We start from the raw sequence: 13,757 nt of genomic DNA on the forward strand, positions 1-13,757 counted from the left end.
TTTACTGAATTACGAAGCAGACCGGGACGTAAAGCTCGGTGCTGGCGCTCCAGTCGTAGGAGTGCCCGTGGTAGCTGACGGACACGCAACCAGTCGAGCCGCCACTCCTGACAGAAGCGGTCCAGTACCAATCAGGTGATCCACCTTTTCTGTTGCACTTGATACGGTTGCGGCGGTCCTTGTAGTATTCGATCTGGCTGTATGTGTCGTCCTCTGAATAGCAGCAGTCCCCGAACAGCTCCGACTCGGTGGGTAAAAAGAGGCGACAGAGTGAGCTCTCGCCGTTTTCCTGCTTACGCTCAACCTCGGCGATCACATTGCGAAGCTCCTCCGGCAGACTGTTGAAAACTTCCTCGTTTAAGTAGCGCTTGACGTCTGAGTCTGCGAAGCCTCCGGCGTTTCTGTTGTTCTGGTTGTAGGCAACCTCTACCGGCAGGCAATCCTTACTCTCGAAGCGAGCCCAGCCCGGGCCCATGTCAACGACTACGAGATCCATTTCCTCGCCGTCGAGGGTTTTCTCTGTGATAATGTCGCCGATCTTTAATGTGCCGCCGCCTCCTTTTATCAGGTTAGCGAGTCCTTTCCATGTTGTTTCTGTCTCTGTTGTGGTTGTCTGAATTAACTTAGGCATTTTCTTTCCCTCCGTTCTGAATTGTTGAAATAGCAAGCTCGAGAGCCTCAACCTCTGTTCTGAGCTGACTTTCTTCGTTCATGAGCTCTGTGAGCCTTTCCTTTTTAGGCTGCAAAATAGCAGTTATCTGGGCTATGGCTGGGTTTTCAGTCTGCGCCTGAGCGCTGGTTGCTTTGTTCATTTCTTCCATTGTGGTGTCCTCCTTTAATATTCCGACGTGGCTCAAAAAGTCCGTTATCGACTCAGCTACGCCGGTTGCAACGGTTGTGGTTACTGCATTACCGAATTGCTTATAAGCCTGAGAGTCTGAGACTACCTGCTCCCAATGTTCCATAGGAAACGCCTGCAGGCGTCCGTATTCCGTTGGGGTTAGCTTTCTGACTCTGTATCGTTTTTTATCTAAAATTTTCACTTGTCTACACCCCCCCCCCGCAAGTCGTAAGGGTAGGGGCCAGACCGTCAGGATCGTACACTCGCCGAATGGAGTCTTGCCCCTTTATATCCAGCAAGCCGATCATTTCAAGTTTTGGCATTTTCGTCCTCCTTTGATAGTTCAATGACAGCAGTCATGCCTTGACGCCCGAAGCCTTTCGAGTCTCTTGCCTGAAGGCAATTTGCTGTATCGGTGAACTTCTGTAACTTGGTGGCGTAGTCTGTCACCGTTACTCCGATGTGCTCAACAGTATGTGCTGGTAGTTGTGCTTCTTGGTCAACGACCCCCCCCGCCAACTCGAAGGGTTTTGCCGCAACCGTTTGGATCCAGTAGGCCGGTCTCGGTGCATATCTCGGAGACAATAACGCCGTTTTCGTCGTCCTCCTCAGTTTGAATAATTACGCCGTGGAGATCCTGAGCTGTAAGCGTAAACATCGGATCTTCGTCGTCTTTGGCTCGCCGACCGTTCTGCCTTTTCTCGATACGGTCTGGCGTAATGGTTGCGTGTACTTTTCCGAGAGTCTCCAGCCTTTTGAGAGCCTGCTCGATGATTTTCTGGGCTTTCTCGTTTGGAATGTAAAACCTCTCAGGGACGTTATCGTCCAGAAAAAGCGACAGTTTGGGAACATTTTCAGGATCTTCGTTTTGCGCTGGCATTTGTAAAACGTCCGGCAGGTCGTCTCTGGTGGCTGCTATGTAGTAGCGTTCCCGGTTCTGGGCCACATTCCAGAATTTTGAATTGTATAATTTAACATGAGCGATATATCCGCGCTGTTTTAATTCTGCTGTAAGCACTGGAATGTATGGAGTTAAGCCCTTTACATTTTCCGCAACGAGCACGGCTGGGAGTGAGTTCGGTGCGTGTTCTCTGGTTTCGTCAATCAGGCGCATTATTTCATAAAAGCACCCGGAGCGGCTGGCCGCTTTATAGTTTTTCGAGCCGCAATTCGGGCAGGTTGTCTGCCCTGTGAAATTACTCGGATCAATAGCAAAATCGCTGTCACAATCTTGGCATTTAAGCAGTAGCCCGGCTTGTTTACCGGCGACGCTCAGATCTTGGCAAGGGAACCCAAAAGCCCAAACATGAGCAAAAGGGACGTCCTGCCATGTCATTTCTTTAATATCTGCCTGCTTTACATGGTGTCCGACATTGTGGTCGTAGCTCTGCACCGCATATTTGTCAAAATCCCACGCACCGGCTATTTTGTAGCCAGCATTGAGGAACCCGACGCCCATGCCTCCGCAGCCGCAGAAAAAGTCATTTACTATCGGTTGCATTTATTCCTCCTTCTCCGCATAGAAGCGGTGGTTGTTAATTGTCATTATGTAGCGCTGTGACTCGTGGAACTTACTCGCCACAAGATCGGGATTGTAAAAGTATTTGATCGGCTCGGTGCTTGCTATCATTCCGAAGTCAAACACATACCGAACGGCCTGCATTGCCTCCGTTGACGGCTCCGGTCTTTTCTTGGAATAGGAGTAGCGGGCTGCTGCCTCTGCCGGTCGGATCCCGTCGTCCTCGCACGCCTGCAGGATACACTGGCAAATTGCAATTTTACCCGCCAGCGGTTCGCCCTCGGCCTCTGCTGTGACGATCTGGGCCACCTCGTAGCGCTCGGCGTCTGTCAGTTCGTACCGGAGTTCAAAACCGGTCTCAGAGGCCCACGATCTCGCGAGCTCCTCCATGTTTACCGCGTGAGGTTCCCCGTCCTCTGTCAGATATGCGAAGTAGTAGCCGTCCGGCTGCGTTTCGTCCTGAATTATGAGAGTAGTCTCCTGCGGTGTCTCTGTTGTTTCTGCTGCCGGAGCGTTTACCGGTTCTTTTTTCTTGCTGCAAGATACCAGACTCACGGTAACGGTCACAACGAGCACCAGAGCGGCGCCTGCTGCCAGTCTGGCGAGGAAAACCTCGCGGCGCCTATTGGCTTTTCTGCGTTTTCGTGCTATAATTTCTCTGTGATCTTTGAAATTATGGACGGGCTCAGGCGAGAGCACCGTCTCCTTCTTCGCGGTCACTTGGGCTGGACGTTCTGGGCGTCTGGCCCTTTTTATGTCCTCATGTGTTTGCATTGGTCTGTATGCCTCCTTTTGGTTCGTAGTTTCTCAGCTCGCAGAGGGCGAGCGTGAAGTCTTGGAAGGCGAGCTGCTTCACCAGATCGGCCACCAGCAAAACACGGTACCAGCCGGAGCGGTACGTCGCCGTGTCCTCTGGCTGCATTTCTGTGGCCCGCTCGAGCTTTCTGTCTGCATAAGACTCAGCCCGCTGCATTTCCTTGTCTGGGACCTCTTGGCCCAGTATCTCAAAAACCGCCTCGCGGCTGTATTCTTCGGCCATGTGTTGCGCGCCTCCTTTACTTTTTGTCGTTGTCTTTTCCACCTTTGTTGTTGTAGCTGATAATTACCAGCGTTACGCAAATAATCAGGGTAATAAGTACGCCGTTACTCACAAGATCCACCTCCATTCATAAGATCCGGCAGTCTGCACCCGAGCTTGTAAGACTGGGGCATGTATGTGATCTGTCTCAATTTCCGGCCGGTTATGCCGTACTTCGGGTTGTAGCCCAGAAGGTCGATGTAGTCCGTCAGGTCGTCCCGTTCTTCGCTCATGGCCTTAGTCACCTCGTAGAGCGCCAGAACGTCGTCGATCGCTCTGTGGCTGTTCTGGACCTTGTCAGCGAGGCCGTAGTGTTCGATCGCGTTCGCCAGCTTGTGCGGGTATGCCGCGCGGTCCTTGTATACTGTCAGGGAGTCGAGTGCCCGGAGCTTTGGAGCTTTCGGAACCATGCCGCAGCGCTTGAACATTTCCAGAATGAAAAGCAGGTCAAACTGGATATTGTGAGCCACCAGCAGCACCTCGCTGTCACTGTGGAGCATATTGCAGAAGATCCTGCAGGCTTCGCGGTAGTCGATCCCTTTATCTGCCAGCATGTCGTCGGTGATATGAGTCAGCTCGACGATCTTCTCCGGTATCTTTTCGCCCTCCGGCAGCTTGCAAAAAGCGTCGATTTTGAGCTCTATGCCGTTTTCGGTTACGAGAGCAGCAGCCAGCTCGATGATCTGATCCTTTTCAGGATCGAGGCCGGTTGTCTCAGTATCGAAAAATACAATTTTCTTAAACTGCTGCAACAATTTCCTCGCGCTCGAGCACCTCCTTCGCAACGAATAGCTTTTCGGTGGCTGCTATCGTCTTATTTTGGTTCATGGTGCGGGTTACGCTGTGGATCCACACCGGCACGAAGTCGTCAGGAGCTTCCTGCTCGCTGATTAGTACAATGTTGTCATGGCTCCAGAGCCGTGCGACTCTCCAGAAGTCCGCGTGGTCGAAAATTTCAACCGATTTATACTGCTTTGTGTTCTCGTAGGGTGGATCCATGTAAATGACGCACCCGGTCGGGTTCCATGCCCGGTAGTCCTTATGTAAGAAAATGACGTCCTTCAGCTTGTCCCGCTGCGCCTCGATGTTGCGCCGGCCCTCGTCCTGATAGTCACGGAGTCCTCCGGTTGTCTGAGTCTTGCCAGAGTAGCCGCCGTCGAAAAATCTGCCATTATACGAAGCCACAAAACCGACATAGCCTGCGTACCATTCCGGGTAGTCGTCGCGGTTGGCTCGGACTTTGGCGTATTCCTCGCGCTCGATGTAGCCCGGGAGCTCGCCGCCTGCCTGAATGTGCTGCATGAGGGCGATCAGGTACTTGTTGCAATCGCTGGCGATCCGCTGCGGGGCTTCGATCTTGTCGATCACATTGCAGCCGCCGCAGAATGGCTCGAGATAGGTCTCATAGCCGGAGCGCTCGATCTGTTCCTGAATGATCGGCACGATGTAGCGGGCGACTTTCGCCTTGCTTCCCATGTATTTCATAGGGCTGCTGCCTCCTTTCTTTGTTGTCTCTGTTTCTTCCAGTTTTGATAGTCTGCCATAACGGCAGGATCCTCGAACGCTCTCGACATTCCGCTGATTATGGTCCTGCAGAGCGCGTCGCTCTCATTTTCCGGGAGTGTATCGAGTTCGATGTTGATATTTTGCGGGGTTCTGGATCCCACGCTTTTGAGTGGTTTCATTGCCATAAAGTCGCTCCTTCCTCTGCTTGGTTTCACACACCGGGCAGACGTACCCACTCGGAGGGATAACGGCCAGAGCGCTGATCTGCCAGTCCTTACCGCATATTCGGCAGGCTGCTTGTCTCGCTTGTGAGTTCTTTCTTGCCATTAGGGGACCTCCTCGTCGTCGCCGGCCTCGGTGTCGTCCTGCTCCTCTGGGGTATCACACCCGAGAGAGTGGAGCAGCTTGCGGGCTCTGTCTCTTGCCATGCGTTTGATCTTGGTTCTGTACTTCTTGCGGATCCGGCGCTTTTTGTGGTGTTCTGCCATGTACCACCAGTGGCGATCATTGCACCAGATACGGTCCACCGCGTCGCGTACAATCTTCACAATTTTACCGGCCAGCTCTTTGATCCAGTCGAACACCGGGGAGAGCATGCGCTCTATGATTTCTTTGAGCTCCTCGAGCTTCTCACTGAGCTGTCGAATATCGTCCGGGATCTGTATGCCGTCGTCTGGGGAGCAGTCTCTAAAATAATCGGGCAGCGGCGGGGCGGTGAGGCCTCGGCAAAATTCCGCGGTAGTTATTCCGCTGCGGCTTGTGTGCTGCATTACATTAAAGAGGACCGTCTCAAAGTCTGAGGGGTGGCTGCTTACGGTTTGCAGGATCCGGTTGCGGTATTTCTTGCGGATCCGGTATTTTCTGCCATGCTCAGCGAAGTGGATCCACTTGCGCGGTATGTAAGTAGGGTAGTAGTCTTTTGCTTTCATTGTGCACCTCCGTTTCCTAACTTACGCGGTGCGTAAGATAAGGCTAAAAAAAATACGGCCGGCCTTTTCTGGCGGGATCTCCAGAGAAAATACGAGCTTTTCCATGACGTCGGACGAGGGCTGCACTTTCCCGTTTAATATGTTGCTAAGTGTGTTTCTATTGATCCCGGTTTTCTCCGCGAGCTCCTTAATTGTTTTGATTTCTTTCTCTGCCATGATCTTTTTGATCTCGATGTAGTCGGTTTTATAAATTTCTGCCATTGTGTGCCTCCTTTCTTAAAAACTTACCTACTGCGTAAGGTTATAGTAACACCAGCAAGCAAGCGTGTCAATACTTTTTGCGTAAGTTTTTTGATATTATGCATAGTATTAGTTGCGTTTTGCGTAAGTTTGTGATATTCTAAGGGTGTTCTAAATAAGAAGGAAGGAGGTGCCAGACATGGCCGAGATCAACGACCGAATAAAGGAGCGGCGGCTCGCAGCCGGCAAAACGCTGTTAGAAGTGGCTGAGTATTTAGGAGTCAAAGAAGCGACAGCGCAGCGGTACGAGAGCGGAGAAATAAAGAACATTAAGCATGAGACGATCGTCTCACTGGCTCAGCTCTTTAATTGTTCTCCGGCGTACCTTATGGGCTGGGAGTCAAAGGCGGTTGTCAATGATTTCCCGCTATCTGATATAGAGAAGGAAATAATCATAGCATACCGCAAAACCGACGCAATAGGCAAGGCTTGTGTGCTTCGCACGCTCGGCGTTGACGAAAAAGGGGACAATCAAAAAATGGCATAAATTACCATAAGAAACGCCCCCGAACTTCCCGAGAGGGAAATGTTATAAAACTTGATTTTACATAACCGACGCGGCCGGCCCAGAACTCCGGCCGATGATCGGTTACAATAAAAGCGAAGGAGGTCCTTATATATGGGAATGAGATTTAGAAAGAGCAAAAAGATCGCGCCGGGTGTTCGCCTGAACCTGAGCGCAAAGAGCGCAAGCGTATCAATCGGCCCGAAGGGTTTCAAGAAAACATTCAGCACCAGCGGCAGAGTGACAACAACGGTGGGGATCCCGGGTACCGGGCTTTCCTACTCCACAAGTAAGAAAACGGGCCAGACTGCTGCCGGTTCCACCTCTCAGGAGGCGCCTGCTGCCCCCGTGGTGGCTTCCAATAAAAACAAGTGGGTAACTCTTGCCCTCTGTGTGTTCCTCGGCTTCTTTGGGGCTCACCGCTTCTATGTTGGCAAGGTCGGCACCGGAGTCCTTTATATTTTCACTGTCGGCGGTCTGGGCTTCGGCTGGATCATTGACATGGTTATGATCTGTTGCAACAAATTCACCGACAGCACCGGCGCGGTGGTTGGTCTGAAGGTTGCTGAGTATACCAGACAGCCGGATCCTGATCTTGCAGAGGCTTCTCTGGAGGAGCAGCGGGAGGCAGCGGCCGAGACTGCCAGAGCTTACGGCTATACCGTAATAGAGTCAGGCGCTCAGGATAATGCCGACAAGTAAAAACACGGCTCGAAAATATGCCGCAGGAGGTAGCTCGGATAATTCCTGCGGCGTAGAGCCATTACGGGCGGTCATATACGCAAGATATTCCAGCAGCGGCCAGCGTGAGGAGTCGATCGAGGGACAGCTCCGCGACTGCTACGAGTTCGCCAAAAAGCACGGCATTATTGTCATAGGCGAATACATCGACAAGGCAATGACTGGACGAGTGGACCGGCGGCCAGACTTTCAAAGAATGATGAAGGACAGCGAGAAGGGTCGCTTTAATTGCGTTTTGCTCTGGAAAATGGACCGTTTTGCCCGGAACCGTTACGACTCAGCCATGTATAAATATAAGCTCAAAAAGAACGGGATCCGTATTTTCTACGCAAAAGAGACCATACCGGACGGCCCGGAGGGTATTATATTAGAGTCAGTAATGGAGGGCTACGCTGAGTATTACAGCGAAAACCTCGCCCAGAACGTGAAGCGCGGCAACTACGACAGCGCGCTGGAGCTCAAAACACTGGGAAAGACCTGCCTCGGGTTGAAAACCGGCCCAGACGGTCGCTATATGATAGATCAGGCCGAGGCCGCTATCGTTCGCAGGATCTTCGAGGAGTATGCCGAGGGTGAGCGCGCGAAGGATATATACGAGAGACTAAACTCAGAGGGCTACCGGACGAGCCGGGGCGGTAAATTCAACAAGAATAGCCTCCGGCGTATTCTATCGAATAAAAAATATATTGGTGTCTATGAGTATGAGGACATTTATGTCGAGAATGGGATCCCGGCCATAATTACCGATCGGGATCTATTTGAGAGGGTTCAGAAAATGCTAAAAATAAACCACGACGCACCGGCCAGAGGCAAGGCGCAAAATTTCCTGCTTACAACAAAATTGTTTTGCGGGCTTTGTGGTTCTCCGATGATAGGCGACGGCGGCACCAGCCACACCGGGAAAGCATACGCCTATTACTCATGTACGAAGCGCAAGCGCGGCCGGAGCTGCAAGAAGGAGTCGGTGCCTAAAGACTGGATCGAGGACCTTGTTGTCGGCGAGCTTGTCAAGATCGTACACAACGACGAACTGATCGAGCAGATTGCCGATCGCGTCATGGAGTACCAGAAAAGAGAAAAGGATCAGTCCGGCCTTCATGCGTTGGAGATCCGGCAGAAAGAAAACGAGAAAGCAATCAGCAACATGCTGGCAGCCATTGAAGCCGGCATAATTACCCCGAGTACAAAAACCCGGCTCATGGAGCTGGAGGCTGATCGCGCGGACATTGAAAAGGGAATAGCTCACGAGCTCTTAGCAGAGCCAGAGTTCGAGCGGGATCAAATTATCTACTTTTTAGAGAGGTTCCGCTCTGGAGATATAAACGACGAGGCGTACCGCATTATGTTGGTCGATACGTTCCTAAATTCCGTCTATTTGTACGACGACGATCATCTGGTTTTAGTGATGAATTACTCAGGAGAGAATTGCAAGGTTGATCTCAAACTGGTGGAAGGCGCTGTCAGTGGTGACGGTTGCAAAGGTTCAGCTTTTGCGCCGTCAAGCGCATTGAAAAAAGATTCAGTTTTTACTGGATCTTTTTTCTTATTCATGATAATAGAATGTTCACGGAGCGCGCATTCTATTATTTGCTCTTGGATGAGATAAAAATTAAATATGGGCGAAATATATAGAAGATAGAGGTGATTTCATCCATTTTATAATAGAAATTCATTTAACATACAAGAAAATGGGTGAAAAAGGATGAGATTTCATTATAATAGCCCACGAAAATCAAAAAGTCAGGGTGAAAACAGCAGAAATGAAGGAGTTTCGCCCAAAATGATAGAGGAAGAAGTTGAAAATAGAAAATAATGGGTGAAAGTGGTTTGAAAGATGGAAATTTAGCCCGTTCATCTGGTGGATGTCTGTTATGTGTGGATCAGAGTGAAAGCAGAGTAAATTTAAACGGAAACCCCATTCACAAATTCGCAGGAAAGCTTTGAAAAAGCACTGTGTGATCAGTAAAAAAGTGTAATTAATTTTTACATTGCAATAAAAAAATGGAAAACCTTGTAAACCAAAGTTTCCCATCATTAAGAGAAGAGCGCGAGACGGGACTCGAACCCGCGGCCCCGACCTTGGCAAGGTCGTGCTCCACCAACTGAGCCACTCGCGCATATGTAAATTGTTTTGTATCTGTCTGTCAGACACATTCGATATCATACTATGGGAAACAGGATTTGTCAACAAATTTTTTGAAATAGTTATAATGAAAGCTGAAAATCATGTATTTTGGAGAAAAAACCATTTTTTGATTTAAAAAAGAATTAATAATATTCATCTATATATTAAGTAGGAAAAATGCTATAATACGGGATGTCTGATTAGCAGGATGCAGACAGTGGACATTTAAGGAGGAACTATGGAAAAGAAAAAAATAATTATCCCGGTTGTAACCATTGCAGTGATTGGAGCAGTTGGAGGAACCGGTTATTATTATCGTGACAATGTGATAGATATGGCAACAGAGGCATTTGATGTAGTTGCAGAGAAGATTCCGTTTTTACAGTCGGGAAAATCGGATGATAAAGTGTATGTTGAAAAAGTTTCCAAGATTATGAATACATATACAGGAAACACCAACCGGTATAATGGTGTTGTGGAGTCACAGGACAGTTATGAGGTAAATGTGGATTCGTCACGTACCATCAAAGAGATTCTTGTAAAAGTGGGGGATGAGGTAGAAGAGGGGCAGACACTTGTCACCTATGATACCAGCGAACTTGAGATGCAGGTGAAACAGGCAAAACTTGAACTCGAGGGAATCCAGAATGAGATTGACAGTTCCAATAAAAAGATAGCCACATTGACCGATGAATTAAATAAAACGACAGATGAGGACGATAAATTTTCACTGACGACAGATATTCAGTCGGAGGAAAATTCCATCGAGGAGAATAAACTTGATCTTGAGAGCAAGAACCTTGAAATATCAAAATATGAAGACCAGATCGATGCATCGTCTGTTGTCAGCAAAAAATCTGGCGTGGTAAAGGAAATCAACGAGAACGGTACAGACAGTAATGGCAATAATGCTGCGTTTATGACGATTCTTCAGACAGGTGAATACCGTGTAAAAGGAAGTATCGATGAGCAGAATGTATGGATGATCTCAGATGGACAGGCGGTCATCATACGTTCGAGGGTGGATGAAAGTCAGACATGGAATGGAACGATTTCAAAGATTGATACAGATAACGTGCAGAAAAGTGATGACGATTCATCTTCAGACAGTAGTGTCTCTGCAACAAAGTACCCGTTTTATGTGGAACTTCCATCTGCAGAGGGATTGCTGTTAGGACAGCATGTATATATTGAACTTGACGAAGGTCAGGACGATCAGCAGAAAGAAGGAATCTGGCTGTATTCCAACTATGTTGTTCAGGATGACAGCGGTGCTTATGTCTGGGCGGCAAATGATAAGAAACGTCTGGAAAAACGTTATGTAGAACTTGGTGAATACGATGAAGATCTTGCAGAGTATGAGATTTTATCCGGACTTTCGCTGGACGACTATATCACATGGCCGATGGAAGGACTCTATGAGGGTGTAACGACCGTGACAGATGTGAGCGAGGTCGATTATTCTTCGCCTCTTTATAATCAGGATGGCACCGAGATGCTTGATTATGGCACTGAGATGCTTGATTACGGTACGGAGATGTTGTATGAAAACGGAATGTACGATACGGAAATGATGATCGATAATGGTATGCAGAATTATGTAAATGGCGATATGGAAGATGGATCAGGTTATGATGGAGCTGACGATGGCGATTCTGCGGATGATGCGGAATATGATGACTCTGATTACGATGATTCTGACTATGAGGATTCTGATGATTCCTATGATGATTCCAATGATATGGAGGTAGGGGAATGATACTGAATCTGCAGAATATTTACAAGGATTATCAGCAGGATAAGCTGGTCGTTCCGGTATTAAAAGATGTTTGTCTTACCGTGGAAGAGGGAGAGTATGTTGCGATCATGGGACCGTCCGGTTCCGGAAAGACAACACTTATGAATATCATAGGCTGTCTGGATAAGCCGACGAGCGGGACTTATGAGCTGGCAGGAGAGGACGTCTTAAAGTTAAAAGACAAGCAGCTGTCAGATTTAAGACTGCGCAGTATCGGGTTTGTATTTCAGAGTTTTCATCTGATGCCGAGAGAGACTGCGGTGGAAAATGTATCACTGCCGCTTAGTTATGCCGGCGTGAAAAAAAAGGAGCGCAGGGAGCGTGCAATCAAAGCACTGGAACGTGTCGGACTTGGTGACAGGGTGGACTTTCGTCCGACGCAGCTTTCCGGTGGACAAAAACAGAGGGTTGCGATTGCGAGAGCAATGGTCAATAATCCAAAGATCTTACTTGCGGATGAACCTACCGGAGCACTTGATTCCAAGTCAGGAGAGCAGATCATGGAACTGTTCCAGAAACTCAATGAAGAGGGTGTTACGATCGTTATGATCACACATGATCCGCATATCGCATCCAATGCAAAACGCATGGTGAAAATCATTGACGGGGAGATTTTTGAGGGCGATGAAAAGGAGGATGCATCATGAAATTAAAAAAAGTAATCGCAGTCATTGTCGTACTTGCCGTCACTGTTGGTGCAGTCACCGGAGGAATTTATGGTTATAAGTCGTATCAGAAGAAGAATCTGGTGGCAGAAGTACAGTCTGTTTCCAGTTTAAACTATGGATATTATGGGAACTCTGAAACAAGCTATGGTGTTGTGACGAATGATTCTTCCCAGGAAGTATATTTAGATGATTCCAACAAAGTGCAGGAGGTTTATGTTTCAAAAGGCGATACAGTGAAAGAGGGAGATCCGCTGATCCAGTATGATACATCGGAGGCAGAGATCGATATCCAGAGGAAAAACCTTGAGATCAGTACAACAGAAAACAGTCTTGCGAAGGCACAGCATTCTTTAGAGTCATTAAAAAACACAAAACCGGTGGATAAGACACGGCCTTCTACTGCCAGTACTGCATCCTCGTATATAAATAAAAAGCTGCAGGAATTAGAGCAGAAGAAAGCCTACATAGAGTCACTGCCGGAAAAGGATGCGAAGGATAACCGCATTTATAATTATGTGACGGAAGATTCGGAGCCATATAATAAAGACACGGCAGATGGGACAGCAGAGAATCCTTACATTTATTATTGTAATAAAGATGTTTTTGCATATGGAAGTTTTTACAATTCGCTGCGGCCGCAGAAAAAATCAGATGGCACCTATACGGATGGAAAATATGTAAAGTTTATTATCTGCAAAAAAGACAGCGATGGGAAAATGGTGTTTGAAAGTGTGGAAACAGGAGATGAAGTGGTGGATGACAGTACTGAGTCGAATGGTGACACAAAAGAAGTTACAGTACAGAAATATGAGCCTGTGGCAGATGACAGTATTTCACCGAATGTAAAAGATGTCGATGGAAGTACCATGCCTATGGACTATGATAAAAGCCGGTCCTGGTATGTTTTTTCAGGAGAAGAAGTTGGAAAAAGTCTTCAGGATTATCTGGATGAACTTGAGAATGAAGATAACTGGAACGATGAAGATGACTGGGAAGAGCCGGAAGGATATACCGAAAAAGAACTTGCAGAGGCAATCAATGACAAAGAATCAGAAGTAAAAAAACTGGATATACAGCTTCGCAAGTTAAAACTGGAGCTGGAAACGTTACAGGACAGCATCAATGATGGTGTGGTTTATGCAAAACTTGATGGTGTTGTGAAATCTGTGGGAGATCCGGATCAGAAACAGGATGATGGGAATGCCTTTCTTGTGGTAACCGGAGATGACGGACTGTACGTGAGCGGTACGATCAGCGAACTTTTGTTAGATGAAGTCAAACCGGGAACGGTTGTTACCGCAAATTCATGGGAATCCGGAATGACATTTGAGGCAACCGTAACGAGCGTATCGGATTATCCTGTGAGTGGCAATTCCTGGGGAGAAGGAAATCCGAATGTTTCTTATTATCAGTATACTGCATATATGGAAGACAGTTCTGCACTGAAAAATGGAGAATATGTGGATCTTGCAATTCAGACAAATCAGTCAGAAACAGGCGGAATTTACCTTGATAAGGCATATGTGAGACAGGAAGATGGAAAATCATATGTTATGATCGCGGATGAGAGTGATCATCTGAAAAAACAATATGTTGTAACCGGAAAAACAGTATATGGTACTGCAGTTGAGATCAAATCAGGACTGACAGAGGATGACAGGATCGCCTTCCCTTATGGAAAGACAGCAGTCGAGGGAGCAGCAGTAACAGAGGATGAAAGTATTGAATATTAATCAGGAGGAACAGG

16 protein-coding genes and 1 tRNA gene are annotated in these 13,757 nt (G+C 48.0%); 6 read left to right on the top strand and 11 right to left on the bottom strand.

The features are described from left to right. Position 1 precedes the first annotated feature (1 nt). The 10 genes from RIL182_RS05175 to RIL182_RS05220 form a co-directional block, all read right to left on the bottom strand. Positions 2-631: a DUF6273 domain-containing protein gene (locus tag RIL182_RS05175; RefSeq protein ID WP_006855700.1), complete on the bottom strand. Its 630-nt coding sequence runs from the start codon at positions 629-631 to the stop codon at positions 2-4. After that, entirely contained in the window at positions 624-1,043 is a 420-nt protein-coding gene (locus RIL182_RS05180; protein WP_006855699.1) for a DNA cytosine methyltransferase, read from the bottom strand. The genes RIL182_RS05175 and RIL182_RS05180 overlap by 8 nt, the downstream gene beginning before the upstream one ends. A 297-nt stretch (positions 1,044-1,340) precedes the next feature. Then, positions 1,341-2,342 carry a DNA cytosine methyltransferase gene (locus RIL182_RS05185; protein ID WP_006855697.1) on the bottom strand — a complete coding sequence of 334 codons (1,002 nt, stop codon included), beginning with the start codon at positions 2,340-2,342 and terminating at the stop codon, positions 1,341-1,343. Next, positions 2,343-3,080, bottom strand: a complete 738-nt coding sequence (locus RIL182_RS05190) for a spore cortex-lytic protein (RefSeq protein ID WP_172606700.1) — start codon at positions 3,078-3,080, stop codon at positions 2,343-2,345. It abuts the gene before it with no gap. A gap of 40 nt (positions 3,081-3,120) precedes the next feature. After that, entirely contained in the window at positions 3,121-3,399 is a 279-nt protein-coding gene (locus RIL182_RS05195; RefSeq protein ID WP_044998509.1) for a hypothetical protein, read from the bottom strand. Between the two features lie 104 nt (positions 3,400-3,503). Next, positions 3,504-4,190 (bottom strand): 3'-5' exonuclease, encoded by a 687-nt coding sequence (locus RIL182_RS05200; protein WP_006855694.1) that lies wholly within the window; start codon positions 4,188-4,190, stop codon positions 3,504-3,506. Next, positions 4,177-4,923: a DNA adenine methylase gene (locus RIL182_RS05205; RefSeq protein WP_134523120.1), complete on the bottom strand. Its 747-nt coding sequence runs from the start codon at positions 4,921-4,923 to the stop codon at positions 4,177-4,179. Before RIL182_RS05205 ends, RIL182_RS05200 begins: the two co-directional genes overlap by 14 nt. Continuing rightward, positions 4,920-5,129 carry a hypothetical protein gene (locus RIL182_RS05210; protein WP_006855692.1) on the bottom strand — a complete coding sequence of 70 codons (210 nt, stop codon included), beginning with the start codon at positions 5,127-5,129 and terminating at the stop codon, positions 4,920-4,922. The genes RIL182_RS05205 and RIL182_RS05210 overlap by 4 nt, the downstream gene beginning before the upstream one ends. Before the next feature lie 141 nt (positions 5,130-5,270). Beyond that, on the bottom strand, positions 5,271-5,873 hold the full coding sequence (locus RIL182_RS05215) for a hypothetical protein (RefSeq protein ID WP_006855691.1): 603 nt from the start codon (positions 5,871-5,873) through the stop codon (positions 5,271-5,273). 21 nt (positions 5,874-5,894) lie between these two features. Continuing rightward, positions 5,895-6,134: a helix-turn-helix domain-containing protein gene (locus RIL182_RS05220; RefSeq protein ID WP_006855690.1), complete on the bottom strand. Its 240-nt coding sequence runs from the start codon at positions 6,132-6,134 to the stop codon at positions 5,895-5,897. Between the two features lie 178 nt (positions 6,135-6,312). Here RIL182_RS05220 and RIL182_RS05225 point away from each other — a divergent pair, with 178 nt between their 5' ends. From RIL182_RS05225 to RIL182_RS05240, 3 genes are all read left to right on the top strand, one after another. Next, entirely contained in the window at positions 6,313-6,660 is a 348-nt protein-coding gene (locus RIL182_RS05225; RefSeq protein WP_006855689.1) for a helix-turn-helix domain-containing protein, read from the top strand. A gap of 132 nt (positions 6,661-6,792) precedes the next feature. After that, complete coding sequence (locus RIL182_RS05235) at positions 6,793-7,380, top strand: DUF4236 domain-containing protein (RefSeq protein ID WP_006855688.1); 588 nt, start codon at positions 6,793-6,795, stop codon at positions 7,378-7,380. Beyond that, entirely contained in the window at positions 7,367-9,025 is a 1,659-nt protein-coding gene (locus RIL182_RS05240) for a recombinase family protein (RefSeq protein ID WP_006855687.1), read from the top strand. Before RIL182_RS05235 ends, RIL182_RS05240 begins: the two co-directional genes overlap by 14 nt. Before the next feature lie 438 nt (positions 9,026-9,463). On the opposite strand, the gene RIL182_RS05245 is transcribed toward RIL182_RS05240, so the two are convergent. After that, positions 9,464-9,536: transfer RNA gene (locus RIL182_RS05245), tRNA-Gly, on the bottom strand. Positions 9,537-9,782: 246 nt separating this feature from the next. On the opposite strand from RIL182_RS05245, the gene RIL182_RS05250 reads away from it, so the two are divergent. From RIL182_RS05250 to RIL182_RS05260, 3 genes are read left to right on the top strand one after another with little or no spacing between them, the layout of a single operon-like run. After that, positions 9,783-11,303: an efflux RND transporter periplasmic adaptor subunit gene (locus RIL182_RS05250; RefSeq protein WP_134523135.1), complete on the top strand. Its 1,521-nt coding sequence runs from the start codon at positions 9,783-9,785 to the stop codon at positions 11,301-11,303. Further along, a complete protein-coding gene (locus tag RIL182_RS05255) occupies positions 11,300-11,989 on the top strand; it encodes an ABC transporter ATP-binding protein (protein ID WP_006855684.1) in 690 nt (229 codons plus the stop codon). Before RIL182_RS05250 ends, RIL182_RS05255 begins: the two co-directional genes overlap by 4 nt. Continuing rightward, the gene (locus RIL182_RS05260; RefSeq protein WP_006855683.1) at positions 11,986-13,743 is read left to right on the top strand and encodes an efflux RND transporter periplasmic adaptor subunit; all 1,758 of its coding nucleotides are present in this window, start codon (positions 11,986-11,988) and stop codon (positions 13,741-13,743) included. Before RIL182_RS05255 ends, RIL182_RS05260 begins: the two co-directional genes overlap by 4 nt. Positions 13,744-13,757 lie beyond the last annotated feature (14 nt).

Origin of the sequence: Roseburia intestinalis L1-82, assembly GCF_900537995.1 — a bacterium.
GTDB lineage: Bacteria > Bacillota > Clostridia > Lachnospirales > Lachnospiraceae > Roseburia > Roseburia intestinalis.

Bases quoted from the DNA above. Each gene is read 5' to 3' on its own strand.
- RIL182_RS05255 (WP_006855684.1), top strand. From the start codon at position 11,300: ATGATACTGAATCTGCAGAATATTTACAAGGATTATCAGCAGGATAAG.
- RIL182_RS05210 (WP_006855692.1), bottom strand. From the start codon at position 5,129: ATGGCAATGAAACCACTCAAAAGCGTGGGATCCAGAACCCCGCAAAAT.
- RIL182_RS05235 (WP_006855688.1), top strand. From the start codon at position 6,793: ATGGGAATGAGATTTAGAAAGAGCAAAAAGATCGCGCCGGGTGTTCGC.
- RIL182_RS05240 (WP_006855687.1), top strand. From the start codon at position 7,367: ATGCCGACAAGTAAAAACACGGCTCGAAAATATGCCGCAGGAGGTAGC.
- RIL182_RS05195 (WP_044998509.1), bottom strand. From the start codon at position 3,399: ATGGCCGAAGAATACAGCCGCGAGGCGGTTTTTGAGATACTGGGCCAA.
- RIL182_RS05215 (WP_006855691.1), bottom strand. From the start codon at position 5,873: ATGAAAGCAAAAGACTACTACCCTACTTACATACCGCGCAAGTGGATC.
- RIL182_RS05225 (WP_006855689.1), top strand. From the start codon at position 6,313: ATGGCCGAGATCAACGACCGAATAAAGGAGCGGCGGCTCGCAGCCGGC.
- RIL182_RS05205 (WP_134523120.1), bottom strand. From the start codon at position 4,923: ATGAAATACATGGGAAGCAAGGCGAAAGTCGCCCGCTACATCGTGCCG.
- RIL182_RS05175 (WP_006855700.1), bottom strand. From the start codon at position 631: ATGCCTAAGTTAATTCAGACAACCACAACAGAGACAGAAACAACATGG.
- RIL182_RS05260 (WP_006855683.1), top strand. From the start codon at position 11,986: ATGAAATTAAAAAAAGTAATCGCAGTCATTGTCGTACTTGCCGTCACT.
- RIL182_RS05220 (WP_006855690.1), bottom strand. From the start codon at position 6,134: ATGGCAGAAATTTATAAAACCGACTACATCGAGATCAAAAAGATCATG.
- RIL182_RS05250 (WP_134523135.1), top strand. From the start codon at position 9,783: ATGGAAAAGAAAAAAATAATTATCCCGGTTGTAACCATTGCAGTGATT.
- RIL182_RS05185 (WP_006855697.1), bottom strand. From the start codon at position 2,342: ATGCAACCGATAGTAAATGACTTTTTCTGCGGCTGCGGAGGCATGGGC.